The sequence below is a fragment of the Streptomyces fuscigenes genome, from assembly GCF_021556455.1.
In the GTDB taxonomy this organism is placed as follows: domain Bacteria; phylum Actinomycetota; class Actinomycetes; order Streptomycetales; family Streptomycetaceae; genus Streptomyces; species Streptomyces fuscigenes.
In genome coordinates, this window is sequence record NZ_JAKGCV010000088.1 from 1 (window position 1) to 16274 (window position 16274).

The window sequence follows — 16274 nt, forward strand, 5'->3', positions numbered from 1 at the left end:
CCGCCGGGACCGCGAGGCGCGCCGCCTCGGGCGCCGGGACCGCCGGACGCGCCGCGGGGACGCCGCGGAGGGGGCGGCCGCCCCGCGCGGGGTGGGGAAAACCCGAGGGTGAGAACGGAGACCGCCCTCATGGTGGGGCGCTCCGCCGCCCGGGAGCATGGTGCGTACCGGGGTCACCGGCGGACGTGAGGCACGGACCGCGGCAGTGGCACACGGCAGAAGCAGGACGGATACGGGCGGACGCGGACGGCGCCGGACCTCCCTGGCGGAGGCGGCACCGGATTCGCGCCCTGAGCAGATCGGACGGCCCGATGGCCAGTTACCCAGGTGTCGAGACGAGTACGGAGTACGGCCACGGCCCGGGCACGGCACCCCGGCGCCACCTCGTTCCCTCGTTCGTGCGGGCGCCGTTCGAGGCCCGGGCCTGGCGGGAGCTGGGGCACGTGGTGCTGAGCCTGCCGATCGGCATCCTGATGTTCGTCTACTCCGTGACGATGCTGTCGTTCGGTGCCGGCATGCTGGTGACGTTCCTCGGGGTGCCGGTCCTCGGCATCACGCTGGCGAGCGCACGCGGCTTCGCGGTGATGGAGCGCGCCCGGGCACGGCGCCTGCTCGGCCTGGACGTGGGCCGCCCGCAGCCGCTGCGGCCGAAGAAGAACGGCCTGCTGTCCTGGACGGGCGCGGTGCTCAGGAGCGGCGAGTCGTGGCGCAATCTGCTCTACACGCTGCTGATGCTCCCCTGGGCCTGCTTCGCGTTCGTCGTGAGCGTGACGTTCTGGGTGACGGGCTGGGGGCTGCTGGCCTTCCCGCTGTGGCGGTGGGCCTACCCGGGCAACGGCGACGGGGTGGCGCTGTACCGGGATTCCTCGGGCACCACCGTCGACCTGGGCGCCCCGGTGCAGAGCGCGGTCGTGTGCGCGATGGGGCTGGTCGTCGTGCTGGCGACCCCGTACGTGGTGCGCGGGCTGACGTCCGTGGACCGGCTGATGGTGGGCCTGCTGCTGGGGCCGTCGCGGCTGGAGTCGCGCGTCGTCGAGCTGGAGTCGGACCGCGGGGTCGTCGTGGACACCGCCGCCGCGGACCTGCGCCGCATCGAGCGCGACCTGCACGACGGCGCGCAGGCCCGGCTCGTCGCCCTCGCCATGGATCTCGGGCTCGCCAAGGAGAAGCTGGCCGAGGATCCGGAGGCCGCCGCGCGCATGGTCGACGAGGCCCACGGCGAGGTGAAGACCGCCCTCCAGGAGCTGCGGGACCTCGCCCGCGGCATCCACCCGGCCGTCCTGACCGACCGCGGCCTCGACGCGGCGCTCTCGTCGCTTGCGGCCCGGTGCACGGTCCCGGTACGGGTCGACGTCGACCTGCCCGGCCGGCCGGCCCCGGCGATCGAGGGGATCGCGTACTTCACGGTCTCCGAACTGCTGCAGAACATCAGCAAGCACAGCCGGGCCCGTCGGGCCGAGGTGGACGTGTGGCGCTCCGACGGCCGCCTGCTGCTGCAGGTGTCCGACGACGGGGTCGGCGGAGCGGATCCGGGCGACGGCAGCGGGATCGCCGGCCTGATCGAGCGGCTCGGGGCGGTGGACGGCGTCCTGCTGGTCGACTCGCCGCAGGGCGGCCCCACGACCGTCACCGCCGAACTGCCCTGGCGCGAATGACCCCCAGGGGGCGGGCCTGCGGTCTTCCCGACCCGCCCCCATGGAGCGCTTCCCCGACCGCCTCCGCACCACCGGCGCCGCCCGGGCCGCCCGGCGGGACGTGAGCCCGGCCCGGGCGGCCCGGCGGGACGTGAGCCCGGCCCGGGCCACGGGGCCGCACGGCGAGCGGCTCCCCTCCCCCCGGCCCGGGCGGCCCCGACCCCGCCGCTCAACCCGGAGGGGGCGCGTCCGCGTCCCTTGCCTGGGATGCTGGAGACGCGGGGGCCAGGGGGCGCCGCCCCGGACACGGACGTCCGGGTACGCGTGAGGCGTGGGGGGTTTGCGAGACAGTGGTTTCGGTTGTGGAGGACAGAGTGCGCGTGGTCATCGCCGAGGACTCGGTGCTGCTGCGGGAGGGCCTGACCCGGCTCCTGACCGACCGCGGCCACGACGTGGTCGCCGGCGTCGGGGACGCGGTGGCGCTGACGAAGACCATCGGTGAGCTGGCCGATCAGGGCGCGTTGCCGGACGTCGTCGTCGCGGACGTGCGCATGCCTCCGACCCACACGGACGAGGGTGTGCGGGCGGCCGTGTGGCTGCGCAAGGAGCATCCGGGCGTCGGCGTGCTCGTCCTGTCCCAGTACGTGGAGGAGGAGTACGCGACCGAACTGCTGGCCGGCTCGACCCGCGGCGTGGGCTACCTGCTCAAGGACCGGGTCGCGGACGTCAGGGAGTTCGTGGACGCGGTCGTCCGGGTGGCGGGCGGCGGCACCGCGCTCGACCCGGAGGTCGTGGCGCAGCTGCTGGGCCGCAGCCGCAAGCAGGACGTGCTGGCGGGCCTCACGCCCCGCGAGCGCGAGGTGCTGGGCCTGATGGCGGAGGGCCGGACGAACTCGGCGGTCGCCAAGCAGCTGGTGGTCTCCGACGGCGCGGTCGAGAAGCACGTCAGCAACATCTTCCTGAAGCTCGGCCTGTCGCCGAGTGACGGGGATCACCGCAGGGTGCTGGCCGTCCTGACCTACCTGAGGTCCTGAGGGCCCGGGCCCCGCGGCGCGGCACGCGGTGCCGGGGGCCGTGGGCTGCTGCGACGCGGTGGTCCTAGTCCCAAAGGACGAGCCCGGCCAGGCAGCCGCCCTCGCACGCAAAGCGGCGTAGAACAGGGCATTTTCGTGCGTCGGGGTGTCTCATGGTGGCGTCCATCATGCGAGCGAGCAGAGGTAGGCGACCCTTACCGACGTAGGGTTGCTGCGGGACGGCCGGCGGCCGGCCGTCCCGGAGCCGCCGCCTCACAGGGAGGTCCAGTTCAGTGACCAGCCAGGTCAGTAGCGCAGCCGACGAGGCCAACGACGCGGGCGACACCGTCGTCGCGGAGCAGCGTGCCCCGTTGTCGGGCCGGTCGGAAGAGTCAGGGCCGGGGGGTTCCGGCGCCAAGGAGGTCCGCCGCCTCGACCGGGTGATCATCCGCTTCGCGGGCGACTCGGGTGACGGCATGCAGCTGACGGGCGACCGGTTCACCTCGGAGACGGCCTCCTTCGGCAACGACCTGTCGACCCTGCCGAACTTCCCGGCCGAGATCCGCGCCCCCGCAGGCACCCTGCCGGGCGTGTCCTCGTTCCAGCTGCACTTCGCCGACCACGACATCCTGACCCCCGGCGACGCGCCGGACGTGCTGGTCGCGATGAACCCGGCGGCGCTGAAGGCGAACATCGCGGACGTGCCGCGGGGCGCGGAGATCATCGTCAACACCGACGAGTTCACCAAGCGCCCGATGGCGAAGGTCGGCTACGACACCTCCCCCCTGGAGGACGGCTCGCTGGACGCGTACCAGGTGCACCCCGTGCCCCTGACGACGCTGACCATCGAGGCCCTCAAGGACTTCGGGCTCTCCCGCAAGGAGGCCGAGCGCAGCAAGAACATGTTCGCCCTCGGTCTGCTGTCGTGGATGTACAACCGGCCGACGGAGAACACCGAGTCGTTCCTGCGTTCGAAGTTCGCGAAGAAGCCGGAGATCGCCGAGGCGAACGTGGCCGCGTTCCGCGCCGGCTGGAACTTCGGTGAGACGACGGAGGACTTCGCCGTCTCCTACGAGGTCGCCCCGGCCGAGGAGGCCTTCCCGGCCGGCACCTACCGCAACATCTCCGGCAACCTGGCGCTGTCGTACGGGCTGGTCGCCGCCGCGCACCAGGCGGACCTGCCGCTGTACCTCGGCTCGTACCCGATCACGCCGGCCTCCGACATCCTGCACGAGCTGTCGAAGCACAAGAACTTCGGCGTGCGCACGTTCCAGGCCGAGGACGAGATCGCGGGCATCGGCGCCGCTCTGGGCGCGGCCTTCGGCGGTTCCCTCGCGGTGACCACCACCTCCGGCCCGGGTGTCGCCCTCAAGAGCGAGACGATCGGCCTCGCGGTCTCCCTGGAGCTGCCGCTGCTGATCGTGGACATCCAGCGCGGCGGCCCCTCGACGGGCCTGCCGACGAAGACCGAGCAGGCCGACCTGCTGCAGGCGATGTACGGGCGCAACGGCGAGGCCCCGGTGCCGATCGTCGCGCCGTCGACGCCGGCGGACTGCTTCGACGCGGCCGTCGAGGCGGCCCGCATCGCGCTGACCTACCGCACGCCGGTCCTCCTGCTGTCGGACGGCTACCTCGCGAACGGCTCCGAGCCGTGGCGGGTGCCGGAGCCGCACGAGCTGCCCGACCTGACGGTGCGGTTCGCCACCGCGCCGAACCATCAGAACGCGGACGGCACCGAGGTGTTCTGGCCCTACAAGCGCGACCCGCAGACGCTGGCGCGCCCGTGGGCCGTGCCCGGCACGCCCGGCCTCGAACACCGCATCGGCGGCATCGAGAAGCAGGACGGCACGGGCAACATCTCCTACGACCCCGCCAACCACGACTTCATGGTGCGCACGCGCGCCGCGAAGGTCGACGGCGTCCAGGTTCCCGACCTCGAGGTCGACGACCCGGACGGCGCCCGCACCCTGGTGCTCGGCTGGGGCTCCACGTACGGGCCGATCACGGCGGCCGTGCGACGCCTGCGCAAGTCGGGGCACCCCGTCGCCCAGGCGCACCTGCGGCACATCAACCCCTTCCCCGCGAACCTCGGCGAGGTCCTCAAGCGGTACGACAAGGTCGTCGTGCCCGAGATGAACCTCGGCCAGCTCGCGACCCTGCTGCGAGCCAAGTACCTGGTGGACGCGCACTCGTACAACCAGGTCAACGGCATGCCCTTCAAGGCGGAACAGCTCGCCACGGCCATCGAGGAGGCCATTCATGTCTGACGCCAACGAGCTGCTGACGCTGATCCCGAAGGCCGAAGCCAAGCAGTCGATGAAGGACTTCAAGTCAGACCAGGAGGTGCGCTGGTGCCCGGGCTGCGGCGACTACGCCGTCCTGGCCGCCGTCCAGGGCTTCATGCCCGATCTGGGGCTCGCGAAGGAGAACATCGTCTTCGTCTCGGGCATCGGCTGCTCGTCGCGTTTCCCGTACTACATGAACACGTACGGGATGCACTCGATCCACGGCCGCGCCCCGGCCATCGCCACGGGCCTCGCGACCTCGCGCCGGGACCTGTCGGTGTGGGTCGTCACCGGTGACGGCGACTCGCTGTCCATCGGCGGCAACCACCTCATCCACGCGCTGCGCCGCAACGTCAATCTGAAGATCCTGCTGTTCAACAACCGGATCTACGGCCTGACGAAGGGCCAGTACTCGCCGACCTCCGAGGTCGGCAAGATCACGAAGTCGACGCCGATGGGCTCGCTGGACGCCCCGTTCAACCCGGTGTCGTTGGCCATCGGCGCCGAGGCGTCGTTCGTGGCCCGTACGGTCGACTCGGACCGCAAGCACCTCACGAGCGTGCTGCGGGCCGCGGCCGACCACCCGGGCACGGCGCTGGTGGAGATCTACCAGAACTGCAACATCTTCAACGACGGCGCCTTCGAGGTCCTCAAGGACCGGGAGCAGGCCCAGGAGGCCGTGATCCGCCTGGAGGACGGGCAGCCGATCCGCTTCGGCGCGGACGGCGCGAAGGGCGTCGTGCGCAACGAGCGGACCGGCGACCTGGAGGTCGTCGAGGTCACGCCGGAGAACGAGTCGAGGATCCTCGTCCACGACGCGTCGAACGAGTCCCCGACGACGGCGTTCGCGCTCTCGCGCCTGGCGGACCCGGACACCCTGCACCGGACTCCGATCGGCGTCTTCCGCAACGTGCGCCGCCCGGTCTACGACACGCTGATGAACGAGCAGCTGGACACGGCCGTCGAGCAGAAGGGCAAGGGCGACCTGGCCGCCCTGCTCACCGGCAACGACACGTGGACGGTCGCGGGCTGATCCCGCGTCCGGCCGCCGACGGCGGCCGGAGACCGCCGGACGGCCGGCACGGGCAACGCGCCCCGTGCCGGCTGTCCGCCGTTCGCGGCGGGGTCGGAAGGGCCGGTCCCCCGCGATGGCGACCCGTTCGGCGACGCGGCGCCCGGTGCCGTGGTCGGCGACGGTGACGGCGTAGTGCCGCGTGGCGCGGTCGTCCCAGAAGGCCGGGGACGAAGGCCGGAGGCGAGGGCCGGGGACGAACCCACCCGGCCCCGGCGGCGCGGGAAGCCGCAGCCGCGCGGGGCGCACTCGCCGCGGGGAGCGCGAGTGCCCGACTTCCACCGCACAGTCGATCGAGCGCATCCCGTGCCGGGAGCGTGCCCCGTGCCCCTGCGCGCCGTCCCGTGTCATGACCGTATGACGGAACGGACATGACAGCGAGCGGCCTCTGCCGCTACCGTCCCGTACGGAGGGGGCGTTGACGCGGACGCGCCCCGTCGGCGAGGAACGGGCACGGGAAGGGGGCCGGGTGAAGACGACCACGGACAACGAGCAGCGCTCAGGGCTGCTGTTCGGCTTCGGCGCGTACGGGATCTGGGGCCTGGTGCCCCTGTACTGGCCGCTGCTGGAGCCCGCGGGCGCCATGGAGGTGCTGGCCCACCGCATGGTGTGGTCGCTGGGCGTGGTGGCGATCGCGCTGGCCTGCACGCGGCGCTGGGCGTGGATCGGCGAACTGGTGCGTCAGCCGCGACGGGTGGCGCTGCTGGTGCTCGCCGCCGCGACGATCACCGTCAACTGGGGCGTCTACATCTGGGCCGTGAACTCGGGTCACGTCGTCGAGGCGTCCCTCGGCTACTTCATCAATCCGCTGGTGACGATCCTGCTCGGTGTCGTGCTGCTCAAGGAGCGGCTGCGGCCCGCCCAGTGGGCGGCGGTCGGTGTCGGACTCGCCGCCGTGCTGGTCATCTCCATCGGGTACGGGCGCCTGCCGTGGATCTCGCTGGTGCTGGCCTTCTCGTTCGGCACGTACGGCCTGATCAAGAAGAAGATCAACCTGGGCGGCCTGGAGTCACTCGCGGCGGAGACGACCGTGCTGTTCCTGCCGGCCCTGGGCTTCCTGCTGTGGCTGGGGGCGAGCGGCAGGTCCACGTTCACCGCCCACGGCGCCGGCCACGCGGCGTGGCTCGCCTCGGCGGGCCTGGTGACGGCGGTGCCGCTGGTGCTGTTCGGCGCGGCGGCCGTGCGCGTGCCGCTGACCACGCTCGGGCTGCTGCAGTACCTCACGCCCGTGCTCCAGCTGGCGCTGGGCGTGGCGTACTTCCACGAGCCGATGCCTCCCGAGCGGTGGGCGGGCTTCGCGCTGGTGTGGGTGGCGCTGATCGTGCTGACGGGGGACGCGCTGCGCACGGCCCGTACGGCCCGGGTCCGTGCGGCCCGGCTGCGCGCCGCCGCGGCCCTGCGCACGGGGGACGCCCCGTCGAGCCCTCCCCTCTCCCCGGGCACCGGGGAGTCCGCGCCACCCGCCGCCCCCGAGGCGCCGGCGGGCTCCCCCGGGGCGACGGACAGCGTGCCGGGCGCCTGACGGGCAGGCACGCCCCCGCGGGCGCTCCCCGGGGCCCCGCCGGACACGGCAGGGCCCGCCCGCGCGTGTCAGGCGGTGACGTCCTTCGTCGAGAAGCGGGCCCAGGCGGCCGAGCCGAACACGAGCGCGTACACGCCCTGCACCACGAGGTTCTTCACCACGCCGTCCCACAGGACCGGCGCCCGCAGCACGTCCGCGAACGAGAGCCAGTAGTGCGGGAACAGATACGGGTGGATCACGTCCAGCTGCGGGATCGAGTCGACGATCTGCACGGTGATCAGCAGCCCGACCGTCGAGGCCATCGCCGCGATGCCGCTGCTCGTGAGCGTCGAGACGAACAGGCCGATCGCGGCGAAGCCCACCAGCGACGCGGCCACCAGCACCGCCACGAGCAGGGCCCGCAGCAGGCCCGCGCCGAAGGAGATCGTCGTGCCGGAGATGGTGGTGACATCGCCCGTCGGGAACAGCAGGGCGCCCGTCGCCAGCGCGAACGCGGCCACGACCACGGTCGCCGTCAGGCAGAACGCCAGCGTCGTGGCGTACTTGGCGAGCAGCAGCCTGGTCCGCCCGGCCGGGACGACCAGGAGGTAGCGCAGCGTGCCGCCGGCCGACTCGCCGGCGACCGAGTCGCCCGCGATCACGCCGACGGTCATGGGCAGGAAGACGGGCAGGGTCGCGGCGAGCGCGGCGAACACGAGGAACAGGCCGTTGTTGGTGACCTGCGTCAGGAACGCGGGCCCGCCGCCGTGCGGGTCGCCCGCCTCTCCCCCGCCGCTCGTCTGGATCTTGACGGCGACGCCCACGAGGACCGGCACGGCCGCGAGGACCGCGAGCAGCGCCAGCGTCCGCCACCTGCGGAAGGTCGTCACCCACTCGGAGCGGAAGAACCCGAGCGTCCACCAGAACGCGGAACTCCGCGCTCCCGGCACGGCACCCGGAGCGCCCGCGGCTGCATCTCCGGCCGCGGCCGCCGTGCCGGCCTTGTCGGCCTCGTCGGCCGCGTCGGCCGCCGTGTCCGGGGCCTCCAGGGCCACCGCCGGCCCTGCCGCGCCCGTGCCCGCGCCGGGGGCCGTCTCGCCCGCGCCCGGGGCTGCCCCGTCCCGCTCCGCGTCCGGGACCGTCCCGTCCGTGCCCGCCGTCTCAGCCCGCGACATCGAAGCCCTCTCCCGTCAGCGCCACGAAGGCGTCCTCCAACGTGCCGCGCTCGACTCCGAACGCCCGTACCCGCACCCCGGCCCTCACCAGCGCCGCGTTGAGGTCGGCCGGGTCCGCCCGGTCGCCTCCCGCGTCGCCCGCCGGCAGTTCTCCGGTCACCCGGCCCTCACCCTTCTCGATGGCCGTGACGCCCAGCTCGGCCAGCACCCGGGCCGCGTCGGCCGGGTCGGGCGTGGTGACGGCGAGCCTGCCGTGCGTGCCCGCCGAGAGGTCCGCCACCGAGCCCTGCGCGATCAGGCGGCCCTGCGCCATGACGGCCGCATGCGTGCACACCTGCTCGATCTCGTCCAGGAGGTGCGAGGAGAGGAAGACCGTCGTGCCGTCGGCGGCGAGCTCCCGCACCAGCGTCCTGATCTCCCGCATGCCCTGCGGGTCGAGGCCGTTGGTCGGCTCGTCCAGGACGAGCAGTCTGCGCGGCCGCAGAAGCGCGGCGGCGATGCCGAGCCGCTGCTTCATGCCGAGGGAGTAGGCCTTGGCCCGCTTGGCCGACGCGGCGGCGAGGCCGACCCGTTCGAGCGCCGCGTCCACCCGCGCGGAGCGGGTGCGGGGGTCGGCGGTGGGGTCCGCCGCGTCGTAGCGCACCAGGTTGTCGCGTCCGCTCAGGAACCCGTACTGGGCGGGCCCCTCGATCAGCGCGCCCACCTGCGGGAGCACGGCGCGCGCCGCGTGCGGCATCGGGCGGCCGAGCAGGCTCGCGGTGCCGGCCGTGGGCTGCACGAGGCCGAGCAGCATGCGGATGGTCGTCGTCTTGCCCGACCCGTTGGGCCCGAGGAAGCCGAACACGCTGCCGTCCGGCACCGCCAGGTCCAGCCGGTCGACGGCGAGCTGCCCGCCTCCGTAGCGCTTCGTGAGGCCGCGGGCCTCGATCACGGGCGGCGCCCCGTGCGGGAGCGCCCGCCCCGCGGCCCCGGCCGCCACTGTCGTCGCCACGATCCCCAGTCCCTCCGGTCCTGCAAGCTCGGTGTCGGCCCCCGCTCGTGCGGGGCGCCCGGAAAACGCGCCGCCCCGCCGTACGAGCGTACGGCGGGGCGGCGGGCGAGCGGGGAGGGCGGGCCGGTGGGGGTCGCCCGGGCGGCGGTGTCGTACGCCGCCCCGGGGCGGCCCCCGGCGTCGCGCCCCTACTTGGCGGCGGCGTTCGCCGTGTCGATCAGGCGCTGCTGACTCACGGCGCCGACGTAGACGGTGCCGTCGTCGGTCGTCAGCGCGTTGATCAGGCGGGTGTGGAACACCGTGCCGGAGCCGAACTTCCCGCTGACCTTGTCGCCCAGCGAGTCCAGGAAGCCCTGGGCGTCCTGCGGGACGGCCGCGGAGCCGTCCTTGCCGCCCTTGGGCGCGGCGTGGCCGGCCGCGCCCGCGGTGCCCGGCAGCTCGACGACCGTCGCCCAGCCGGAGCCGATGGTCTTCACCTTGCCGAGCGCGGCCTTCGCGCGGTCCTGGTCCTGCTTCGAGGGCGCCTGGGGCCGGGGCGTCGCGTGCTTCGGGCCCTCGGTGACCTTGGTGCCCTTCGGCGGCGTGAACGTGAACGTCGAGGCCGCGGGCCTGGCGAAGTCGACCGAGGTGTAGCCGATGTCGACGACGGGCTTGCCGCCGCCGCTGGGCAGCAGCGTGAACTTCAGCGGCGTGCCCGTCCTGGAGTCGACCGCGACGCGGACCGAGCCGACGGTCGAGCCCGTCTGCTTCGGCTTGATCACCAGCTCGTAGGCGTCGTGGCCGGCGACCTTCGAGGTGCCGTCCACGCTGAACGAGGTCGTGGACCCGGCGGCTCCGAGCACGTCGTCCGTGAACTGGCGGGGTGTCGTCGGCAGGTCGCCGCCGTGCGGCAGTGGCGGCAGCGCCTTCGGGGAGCCGGAGCCGGCCTCGTCGGGTGCCGTCGTGTGGAACGCCTGGTTGGCGGCGCTGTCGTAGGCCCAGACCTGGCTTCCGTCGCGGATGACGCTGTACTCGGACGCGTTGTCGAGGACGGAGACCTTCTGCTTCTCCGGTCCGTCGGCGGCGACCCGCAGCGTGTGCGTGCCGGAGGCCAGTTCCATCAGCTTGGAACCGGGGTCGGCCGAGGAACCGGACGGTGCCCCCGAGGAACCGCCCGGGCCGCCGGACATCGCGCCGGACATCGAGTCGCCGAGGGCGCCCAGCGACGGCAGGCCCAGGTCCGTGGTGAGCTTCACGGTCCCGGAGAGCTGCTGCGTGTCGGACGCGGCGATCTTCTGGACGAGATCGTGCGCGCTGATCTTCGGAAGGTCCGGGTCGCCGGACGCGGCGAGCGCCGGGACCAGTCCCACGGTCAGCGCGGCGACGCCCGCGACGGCCACCGGAAGCGCGTACCGGGTCATCGTCCTGCGGGTCCTGCCGCCGCTCCCGCCCTCCTCGGCGATGCCTGTGCTGTCGTTGCCTGCCATGTGCCCTACCTCCGTGATCGGCGGCCGGTCGTAACGGTCATCGGTGCCGCGCACTCGTCCACCCCCCGACGCCATTCTCACTCGGCAGGGTCACGAACGCGTATGCCCATCTGACCAAACCGGCCGTACCCGGGGCATCAGCCCCGCGGCGCAACTTCCCGTACCCCTACGGGATGACACCAACCCCCGGTCCCCTGGGGGCCACGGCGCCGCGCCGGGGCGCGGGCGCGGCCGGACGCGCCGTGCCCGGCGTCAGCCCGCGCGGTGCACCACGGCGTCGCACAGGTCCGTGAGCGCGGACTTCGCCCAGCACTCGGGCAGCGGGACGAGGGTGTCGCGGGCGGCCGTCGCGTAGCGCACGGCCTCGTCCATGGCCTGCTGGAGGGCGGGGTGCGCGCGCAGCCGGCGCAGGGCCTCCGCGTGCCGCGCGTCGTCGGAGAGGTCGGAGGCGAGCAGCTCGACCAGCTCGACGTCGTCCGGTTCGGCCAGCTTCTCGGCGCGGGCGCGCAGCAGCAGCACCGGCAGCGTCGGGATGCCCTCGCGCAGGTCGGTACCGGGCGTCTTGCCGGACTCGTGCGACTCGCTGGCGATGTCGAGCACGTCGTCCGCCAGCTGGAACGCGACACCGAGGCGCTCGCCGAACTGCGTGAGGATGTCGACGACGTGCTCGTCGGCGCCCGACATCAGCGCGCCGAAGCGCCCGGAGACGGCGACCAGCGAGCCGGCCTTGCCGGACAGCACGTCGAGGTAGTGGGCGACCGGGTCGCGGCCGTCGCGCGGGCCGGCGGTCTCCAGGATCTGTCCGGTGACGAGCCGCTCGAACGCCTCCGCCTGGATGCGGACGGCCTCGGGGCCGAGCTCGGCGAGGATCTGGGAGGCGCGGGAGAAGAGGAAGTCGCCGGTGAGGACGGCGACGGAGTTGTCCCAGCGCGCGTTGGCGCTGTCCACGCCCCGGCGGACCTCGGCCTCGTCCATGACGTCGTCGTGGTAGAGCGTCGCGAGGTGGGTGAGCTCCACGACCACCGCCGACGGCACCACGCCGGGCGCGTAGGGGTCGCCGAACTGGGCGGCCAGCAGCACCAGCAGGGGCCGGAACCGCTTCCCGCCGGCGCGCACCAGGTGCTGGGCGGCCTCATTGATGAAGGCGACGTCGCTCTTGGTGGCATCGAGCAGTCCCGCCTCGACAGCCGCCAATCCGGTCTGGACATCGGCTTCAAGAGCGTGGTCCCGCATGCTCAGCCCGAACGGCCCGACGACGGTCACGAGGGGTACTCCTGTCTGCTGACGATCACACGGATTGTCGATGTGTCGCTGCCATCACTCAAGTCAGCGTATCCGGTCGCGTTTCGATCACCGTGGGCGCCTTCCCGACACCGGCAGTATGTTCGTGATCAGTCGTACGAGCGGGAGAGACTATTTTGTCCGACACGGTGACCGACGCGAAAGAGCACGGAGAGCAACCTCCGCCCCAGGACGACCGCGGGTTCCTGGGACAGCCGAGAGGGCTGGTCACGCTGTCGGGCCTCGAGGTCTGGGAGCGGTTCTCGTTCCTGGGGATGCAGGCCATTCTCGTCCTCTATTTCGTCGACAGCGTCGCACACGGCGGCCTCGGCATGGCCGACGGCACGGCCGCCTCCGTCTCCGCGGCGTACGGCACCCTGGTCTACCTGGTCTCCGTCGGCGGCGGCTGGCTGGCCGACCGCATCCTCGGCTCGTACCGCTCCGTCCTGTGGGGCGGCGTCCTCATCGCCGCCGGGCACTACCTGATGGCGGTGCCCGCCGTCTGGGCGACCTGGGCGGGCCTCGGCCTGATCAGCGCGGGCACGGGCCTGCTGAAGCCGAACGTCTCGTACATGGTCGGCAAGCTCTACCGCACGAGGGACGAGCGCCGCGACGCCGGATTCGCCCTCTACTACATGGCCATCAACATCGGCTCGTTCCTCGGGCCGCTGGTGACGGGGTGGCTGGGCGACCACGCGAGCTGGCACTGGGGCTTCTCCGCGGCGGCCTTCGGCATGACGCTGGGGCTCGTCCAGTACGTCTGGGGCCGCGGGCACCTGGCGGGGCGCGGCAGCGCGCCGGAGTACGCGCTCGCGCCGGGCCCGATGCGCCGGGCCGTGCGGTGGACGGTGATCGGGGCACTCGCCGCCGCCGTCCTCGCCACCGCCCTCTCGCTGGCCGGGTGGCTGACGCTCGGCCGGTTCGTCGACGTGCTCACGGCCGTGTCGGTCGCCGCCCCCGTCGTGTACTTCGCGGTGATGTTCACGAGCCCCCGGGTCAGCGCCGAGGAGCGCGGCCGGCTGCGCCCCTACATCGTGCTGTTCGCGGCGTCCGTGGTCTTCAACTTCATCCTCTTCCAGGCCTATTCGACGATGATCCTGCTGGCCGCCTCGAACGCCCGGTCGAGCATCCTCGGCTTCGGCTTCCCCGCGAGCTGGTACACCTCGGCCCTCGGCGCCTTCGAGGTCGGCCTCGCGCCGGTCGTCGCCGCCGTGTGGGTGCGGATGGGCCGCCGGCAGCCGCACGCGTCCAACAAGATCGCGGCCGGCGTGGTCCTCGGCGGCCTGTCGTTCCTGCTGATCGTCCTGCCCACGTCCGGACACAGTGGCGACACGTACAAGATGGCCGTCTGGTGGATCGTCGGCTCGTACGTCCTGCTCGGCCTCGGCGACATCCTGCTGGAGACCTCCGGCCTGTCCGCCTCCACCAAGCTCGCTCCGCGGGCGTTCGCGAGCCAGACGATGGCGCTGTGGTTCCTCTCGCTCGCCCTGGCCAACGGCATCCAGGCGCAGACGGTGAAGCTGTACGACGACGTCTCCCACCCGGCGTACTTCGGCGTGAACGGCGCGGTCGCGGTGGCCGCGGGCCTCGCGGTCATAGCCGTGGCGCCCTGGCTGCGCCGCACCATGCACCCCGTCCACTGACCGGCCGCGCCCCGCGCCGGCCGGACCGCCCCGCCCGCCGGCCGGCGCCCCGCGCCGGGCCCGTCCGGGCGCGCCCGCGCACCACCCCGCCCGTACGCACCAGATGAGCCCGAAAAGGTGACCGGCATGCCCCCCACCGTCCGCCCCACCCCCGGTCCTGTCGTCCGTACCGACTTCCCCCACGAGACCACCCGCGAGGACGTCCGCATCCCGCTGCCCGGCGGCCTGCGGCTCTACGCCAGGATCTGGCGCCCGGTCACGGACGAGCCCGTGCCCGCCCTCCTGGAGTACCTCCCCTACCGGCTGAGCGACTGGACCGCCCCTCGCGACTGGCAAAGACACCCCTGGTACGCGGGCCACGGCTACGCCTCCGTGCGCGTCGACGTCCGGGGGCACGGCAACAGCGAGGGCGTGCCCGGCGACGAGTACGACGCGACGGAGCTGGCCGACGGCGTCGAGGTGATCAACTGGCTCGCGGCGCAGCCCTGGTGCAGCGGCCGGGTCGGCATGTTCGGCATCTCCTGGGGCGGCTTCAACGCCCTCCAGCTCGCCGCGCTCGCGCCCGAGCCGCTGAAGGCGGTCGTCACGGTCTGCTCCACCGACGACCGCTACGACAACGACGTCCACTACATGGGCGGCTCGGTCCTCGGCGTCGACATGCACGCCTGGGCGTCGACGATGCTGGCGTTCGCCTCCCGGCCGCCGGACCCGCTGTACGCGGGCGAGCGCTGGCGCGAGATGTGGCTCAACCGGCTGGAGGCGGTGGAGCCCCTCATCCACACCTGGCTCGCCCACCAGACGCGCGACGCGTACTGGAAGCACGGCAGCGTCTGCGAGGACTACTCGGCGATCGACGCGGCGGTGCTCGCCGTGGGCGGCTGGCACGACCCGTACCGGGACACCGTGCTGCGTCTCGTGCGGCACCTGGATCCGGACCGGGTGCGCGGGATCATCGGCCCCTGGTCGCACCAGTACCCCGACCGGGGACTGCCGCCCGGCCCGGCCATCGGCTTCCTCCAGGAGACCCTGCGGTGGTGGGACCTCCACCTCAAGGACCGGGACACCGGGATCATGGACGAGCCGCTGCTGCGCGCCTGGATCAGCAGGTCGCACCCGCCCGCGACGGTCTACCCGGAGCTGCCCGGGCACTGGGTGGGCGAGCCGTCCTGGCCCTCGCCGAACGTCACGCCCGTGCGGTACGCGCTGCGCGGGGAGCCGGTGGTCGTCGACTCGCCGCACCACACGGGCCTGGACGCGGGGCGCTTCTTCCCGTTCGGCAACGACGCCGATCTGCCGCCCGACCAGCGGGAGGAGGACGCGAAATCGGCGTCGTTCGAGTTCGCGGTGGGGCCCGGGGCGCCCGGCATCGAGATCCTCGGCCGGCCCCGCGTACGGCTCAGGCTGCAGGTGGACGCGCCCGCGGGACAGGTGATCGCCCGGCTGTGCGACGTGGCGCCCGACGGCTCGTCGACCCTCGTCACGCGCGGGGCGCTGAACCTGTCGGCGCGCGAGGGCCGCGACCGGGTCGTGCCCTGGCCCGAGGGCGCCACCGAGGACGTCGAGTTCCAGCTGAACGGCATCGGGCACACCTTCCCGCCGGGCCACCGCATCCGGCTCGCGGTCTCGTCCGCGTACTGGCCCTGGATCTGGCCGCAGGCGGCCTCCGCGGGGTTCGTCCTGGACCCGGCGGGCTCCGGCCTCGACCTCCCGGTGCGCACGGGCGCCGCCTCGGACACGCCGATCTCCTTCGAGCCGCCGGAGGAGTCGACGCCGCTGGAGGTCGTCTTCCCGGCCACGCTGGAGCCCCCGCGGCCCGAGCGCCTGGTCACACGGGACGTCGCGGAGGGCATCTGGCGGCTGGAGGTCGACCCGCGCTACGGCGGCACGCGTGTCTACCCGGACGGCCTGGAGTTCACCGAGGACGCCCTGGAGACCTACACGATCCAGGAGGGCGACCCGCTCTCCGCGACCGCGGCCTCCCGCTGGTCGGTCCGCCTGCACCGGCCGGAACTGGGCTGGGACACCCGGGTGGAGACCCGTTCGGAGACGGCCTGCGACGAGGACGTCTTCACGACGGTCAACGAGGTGATCTGCCGCGAGGGCGACGAGATCGTCTTCCACCGCACCTGGGAGAAGGAGATCCCGCGCACCGCGGGCTGAGGCCGCGCACCGCGGGGGGCGGCCCGGGGGCTCGGGGGGCTCGGGGGGCTCGG

The 16274-nt window shown here is 73.3% G+C and carries 11 protein-coding genes; 7 read left to right on the forward strand and 4 right to left on the reverse strand.

The window, feature by feature from the left end:
- The first annotated feature begins 311 nt into the window (after positions 1 to 311).
- From L1885_RS10705 to rarD, 5 genes are all read left to right on the forward strand, one after another.
- Positions 312 to 1655 carry a sensor histidine kinase gene (locus L1885_RS10705; protein WP_235796812.1) on the forward strand — a complete coding sequence of 448 codons (1344 nt, stop codon included), beginning with the start codon at positions 312 to 314 and terminating at the stop codon, positions 1653 to 1655.
- A 353-nt stretch (positions 1656 to 2008) separates the two neighbouring features.
- Positions 2009 to 2668 carry a LuxR C-terminal-related transcriptional regulator gene (locus L1885_RS10710; RefSeq protein WP_308117300.1) on the forward strand — a complete coding sequence of 220 codons (660 nt, stop codon included), beginning with the start codon at positions 2009 to 2011 and terminating at the stop codon, positions 2666 to 2668.
- A gap of 272 nt (positions 2669 to 2940) precedes the next feature.
- The gene (locus L1885_RS10715) at positions 2941 to 4914 is read left to right on the forward strand and encodes a 2-oxoacid:acceptor oxidoreductase subunit alpha (RefSeq protein ID WP_235796814.1); all 1974 of its coding nucleotides are present in this window, start codon (positions 2941 to 2943) and stop codon (positions 4912 to 4914) included.
- On the forward strand, positions 4907 to 5965 hold the full coding sequence (locus L1885_RS10720; RefSeq protein ID WP_235796815.1) for a 2-oxoacid:ferredoxin oxidoreductase subunit beta: 1059 nt from the start codon (positions 4907 to 4909) through the stop codon (positions 5963 to 5965). The genes L1885_RS10715 and L1885_RS10720 overlap by 8 nt, the downstream gene beginning before the upstream one ends.
- A 508-nt stretch (positions 5966 to 6473) precedes the next feature.
- A complete protein-coding gene (gene rarD, locus L1885_RS10730) occupies positions 6474 to 7526 on the forward strand; it encodes an EamA family transporter RarD (protein WP_235796816.1) in 1053 nt (350 codons plus the stop codon).
- A 68-nt stretch (positions 7527 to 7594) separates the two neighbouring features.
- Here the strand turns inward: rarD and L1885_RS10735 are convergent, their stop codons facing one another.
- The 4 genes from L1885_RS10735 to L1885_RS10750 all read right to left on the reverse strand — a co-directional run bounded on the left by L1885_RS10735 (position 7595) and on the right by L1885_RS10750 (position 12400).
- A complete protein-coding gene (locus L1885_RS10735; protein WP_372481912.1) occupies positions 7595 to 8455 on the reverse strand; it encodes an ABC transporter permease in 861 nt (286 codons plus the stop codon).
- 211 nt (positions 8456 to 8666) lie between these two features.
- A complete protein-coding gene (locus L1885_RS10740) occupies positions 8667 to 9659 on the reverse strand; it encodes an ABC transporter ATP-binding protein (protein WP_372481913.1) in 993 nt (330 codons plus the stop codon).
- 200 nt (positions 9660 to 9859) lie between these two features.
- Complete coding sequence (locus L1885_RS10745; protein WP_235796818.1) at positions 9860 to 11137, reverse strand: LolA family protein; 1278 nt, start codon at positions 11135 to 11137, stop codon at positions 9860 to 9862.
- Positions 11138 to 11389: 252 nt separating this feature from the next.
- Complete coding sequence (locus tag L1885_RS10750; RefSeq protein ID WP_235796819.1) at positions 11390 to 12400, reverse strand: polyprenyl synthetase family protein; 1011 nt, start codon at positions 12398 to 12400, stop codon at positions 11390 to 11392.
- Between the two features lie 167 nt (positions 12401 to 12567).
- On the opposite strand from L1885_RS10750, the gene L1885_RS10755 reads away from it, so the two are divergent.
- Positions 12568 to 14061 carry a peptide MFS transporter gene (locus tag L1885_RS10755; protein ID WP_235796820.1) on the forward strand — a complete coding sequence of 498 codons (1494 nt, stop codon included), beginning with the start codon at positions 12568 to 12570 and terminating at the stop codon, positions 14059 to 14061.
- A 126-nt stretch (positions 14062 to 14187) separates the two neighbouring features.
- Entirely contained in the window at positions 14188 to 16221 is a 2034-nt protein-coding gene (locus L1885_RS10760) for a CocE/NonD family hydrolase (RefSeq protein ID WP_235796821.1), read from the forward strand.
- Positions 16222 to 16274: the final 53 nt, after the last annotated feature.

Coding starts and splice junctions, on each gene's coding strand:
- L1885_RS10705 (WP_235796812.1), top strand. CDS start 312: ATGGCCAGTTACCCAGGTGTCGAGACGAGTACGGAGTACGGCCACGGC.
- L1885_RS10745 (WP_235796818.1), bottom strand. CDS start 11,137: ATGGCAGGCAACGACAGCACAGGCATCGCCGAGGAGGGCGGGAGCGGC.
- L1885_RS10720 (WP_235796815.1), top strand. CDS start 4,907: ATGTCTGACGCCAACGAGCTGCTGACGCTGATCCCGAAGGCCGAAGCC.
- L1885_RS10760 (WP_235796821.1), top strand. CDS start 14,188: ATGCCCCCCACCGTCCGCCCCACCCCCGGTCCTGTCGTCCGTACCGAC.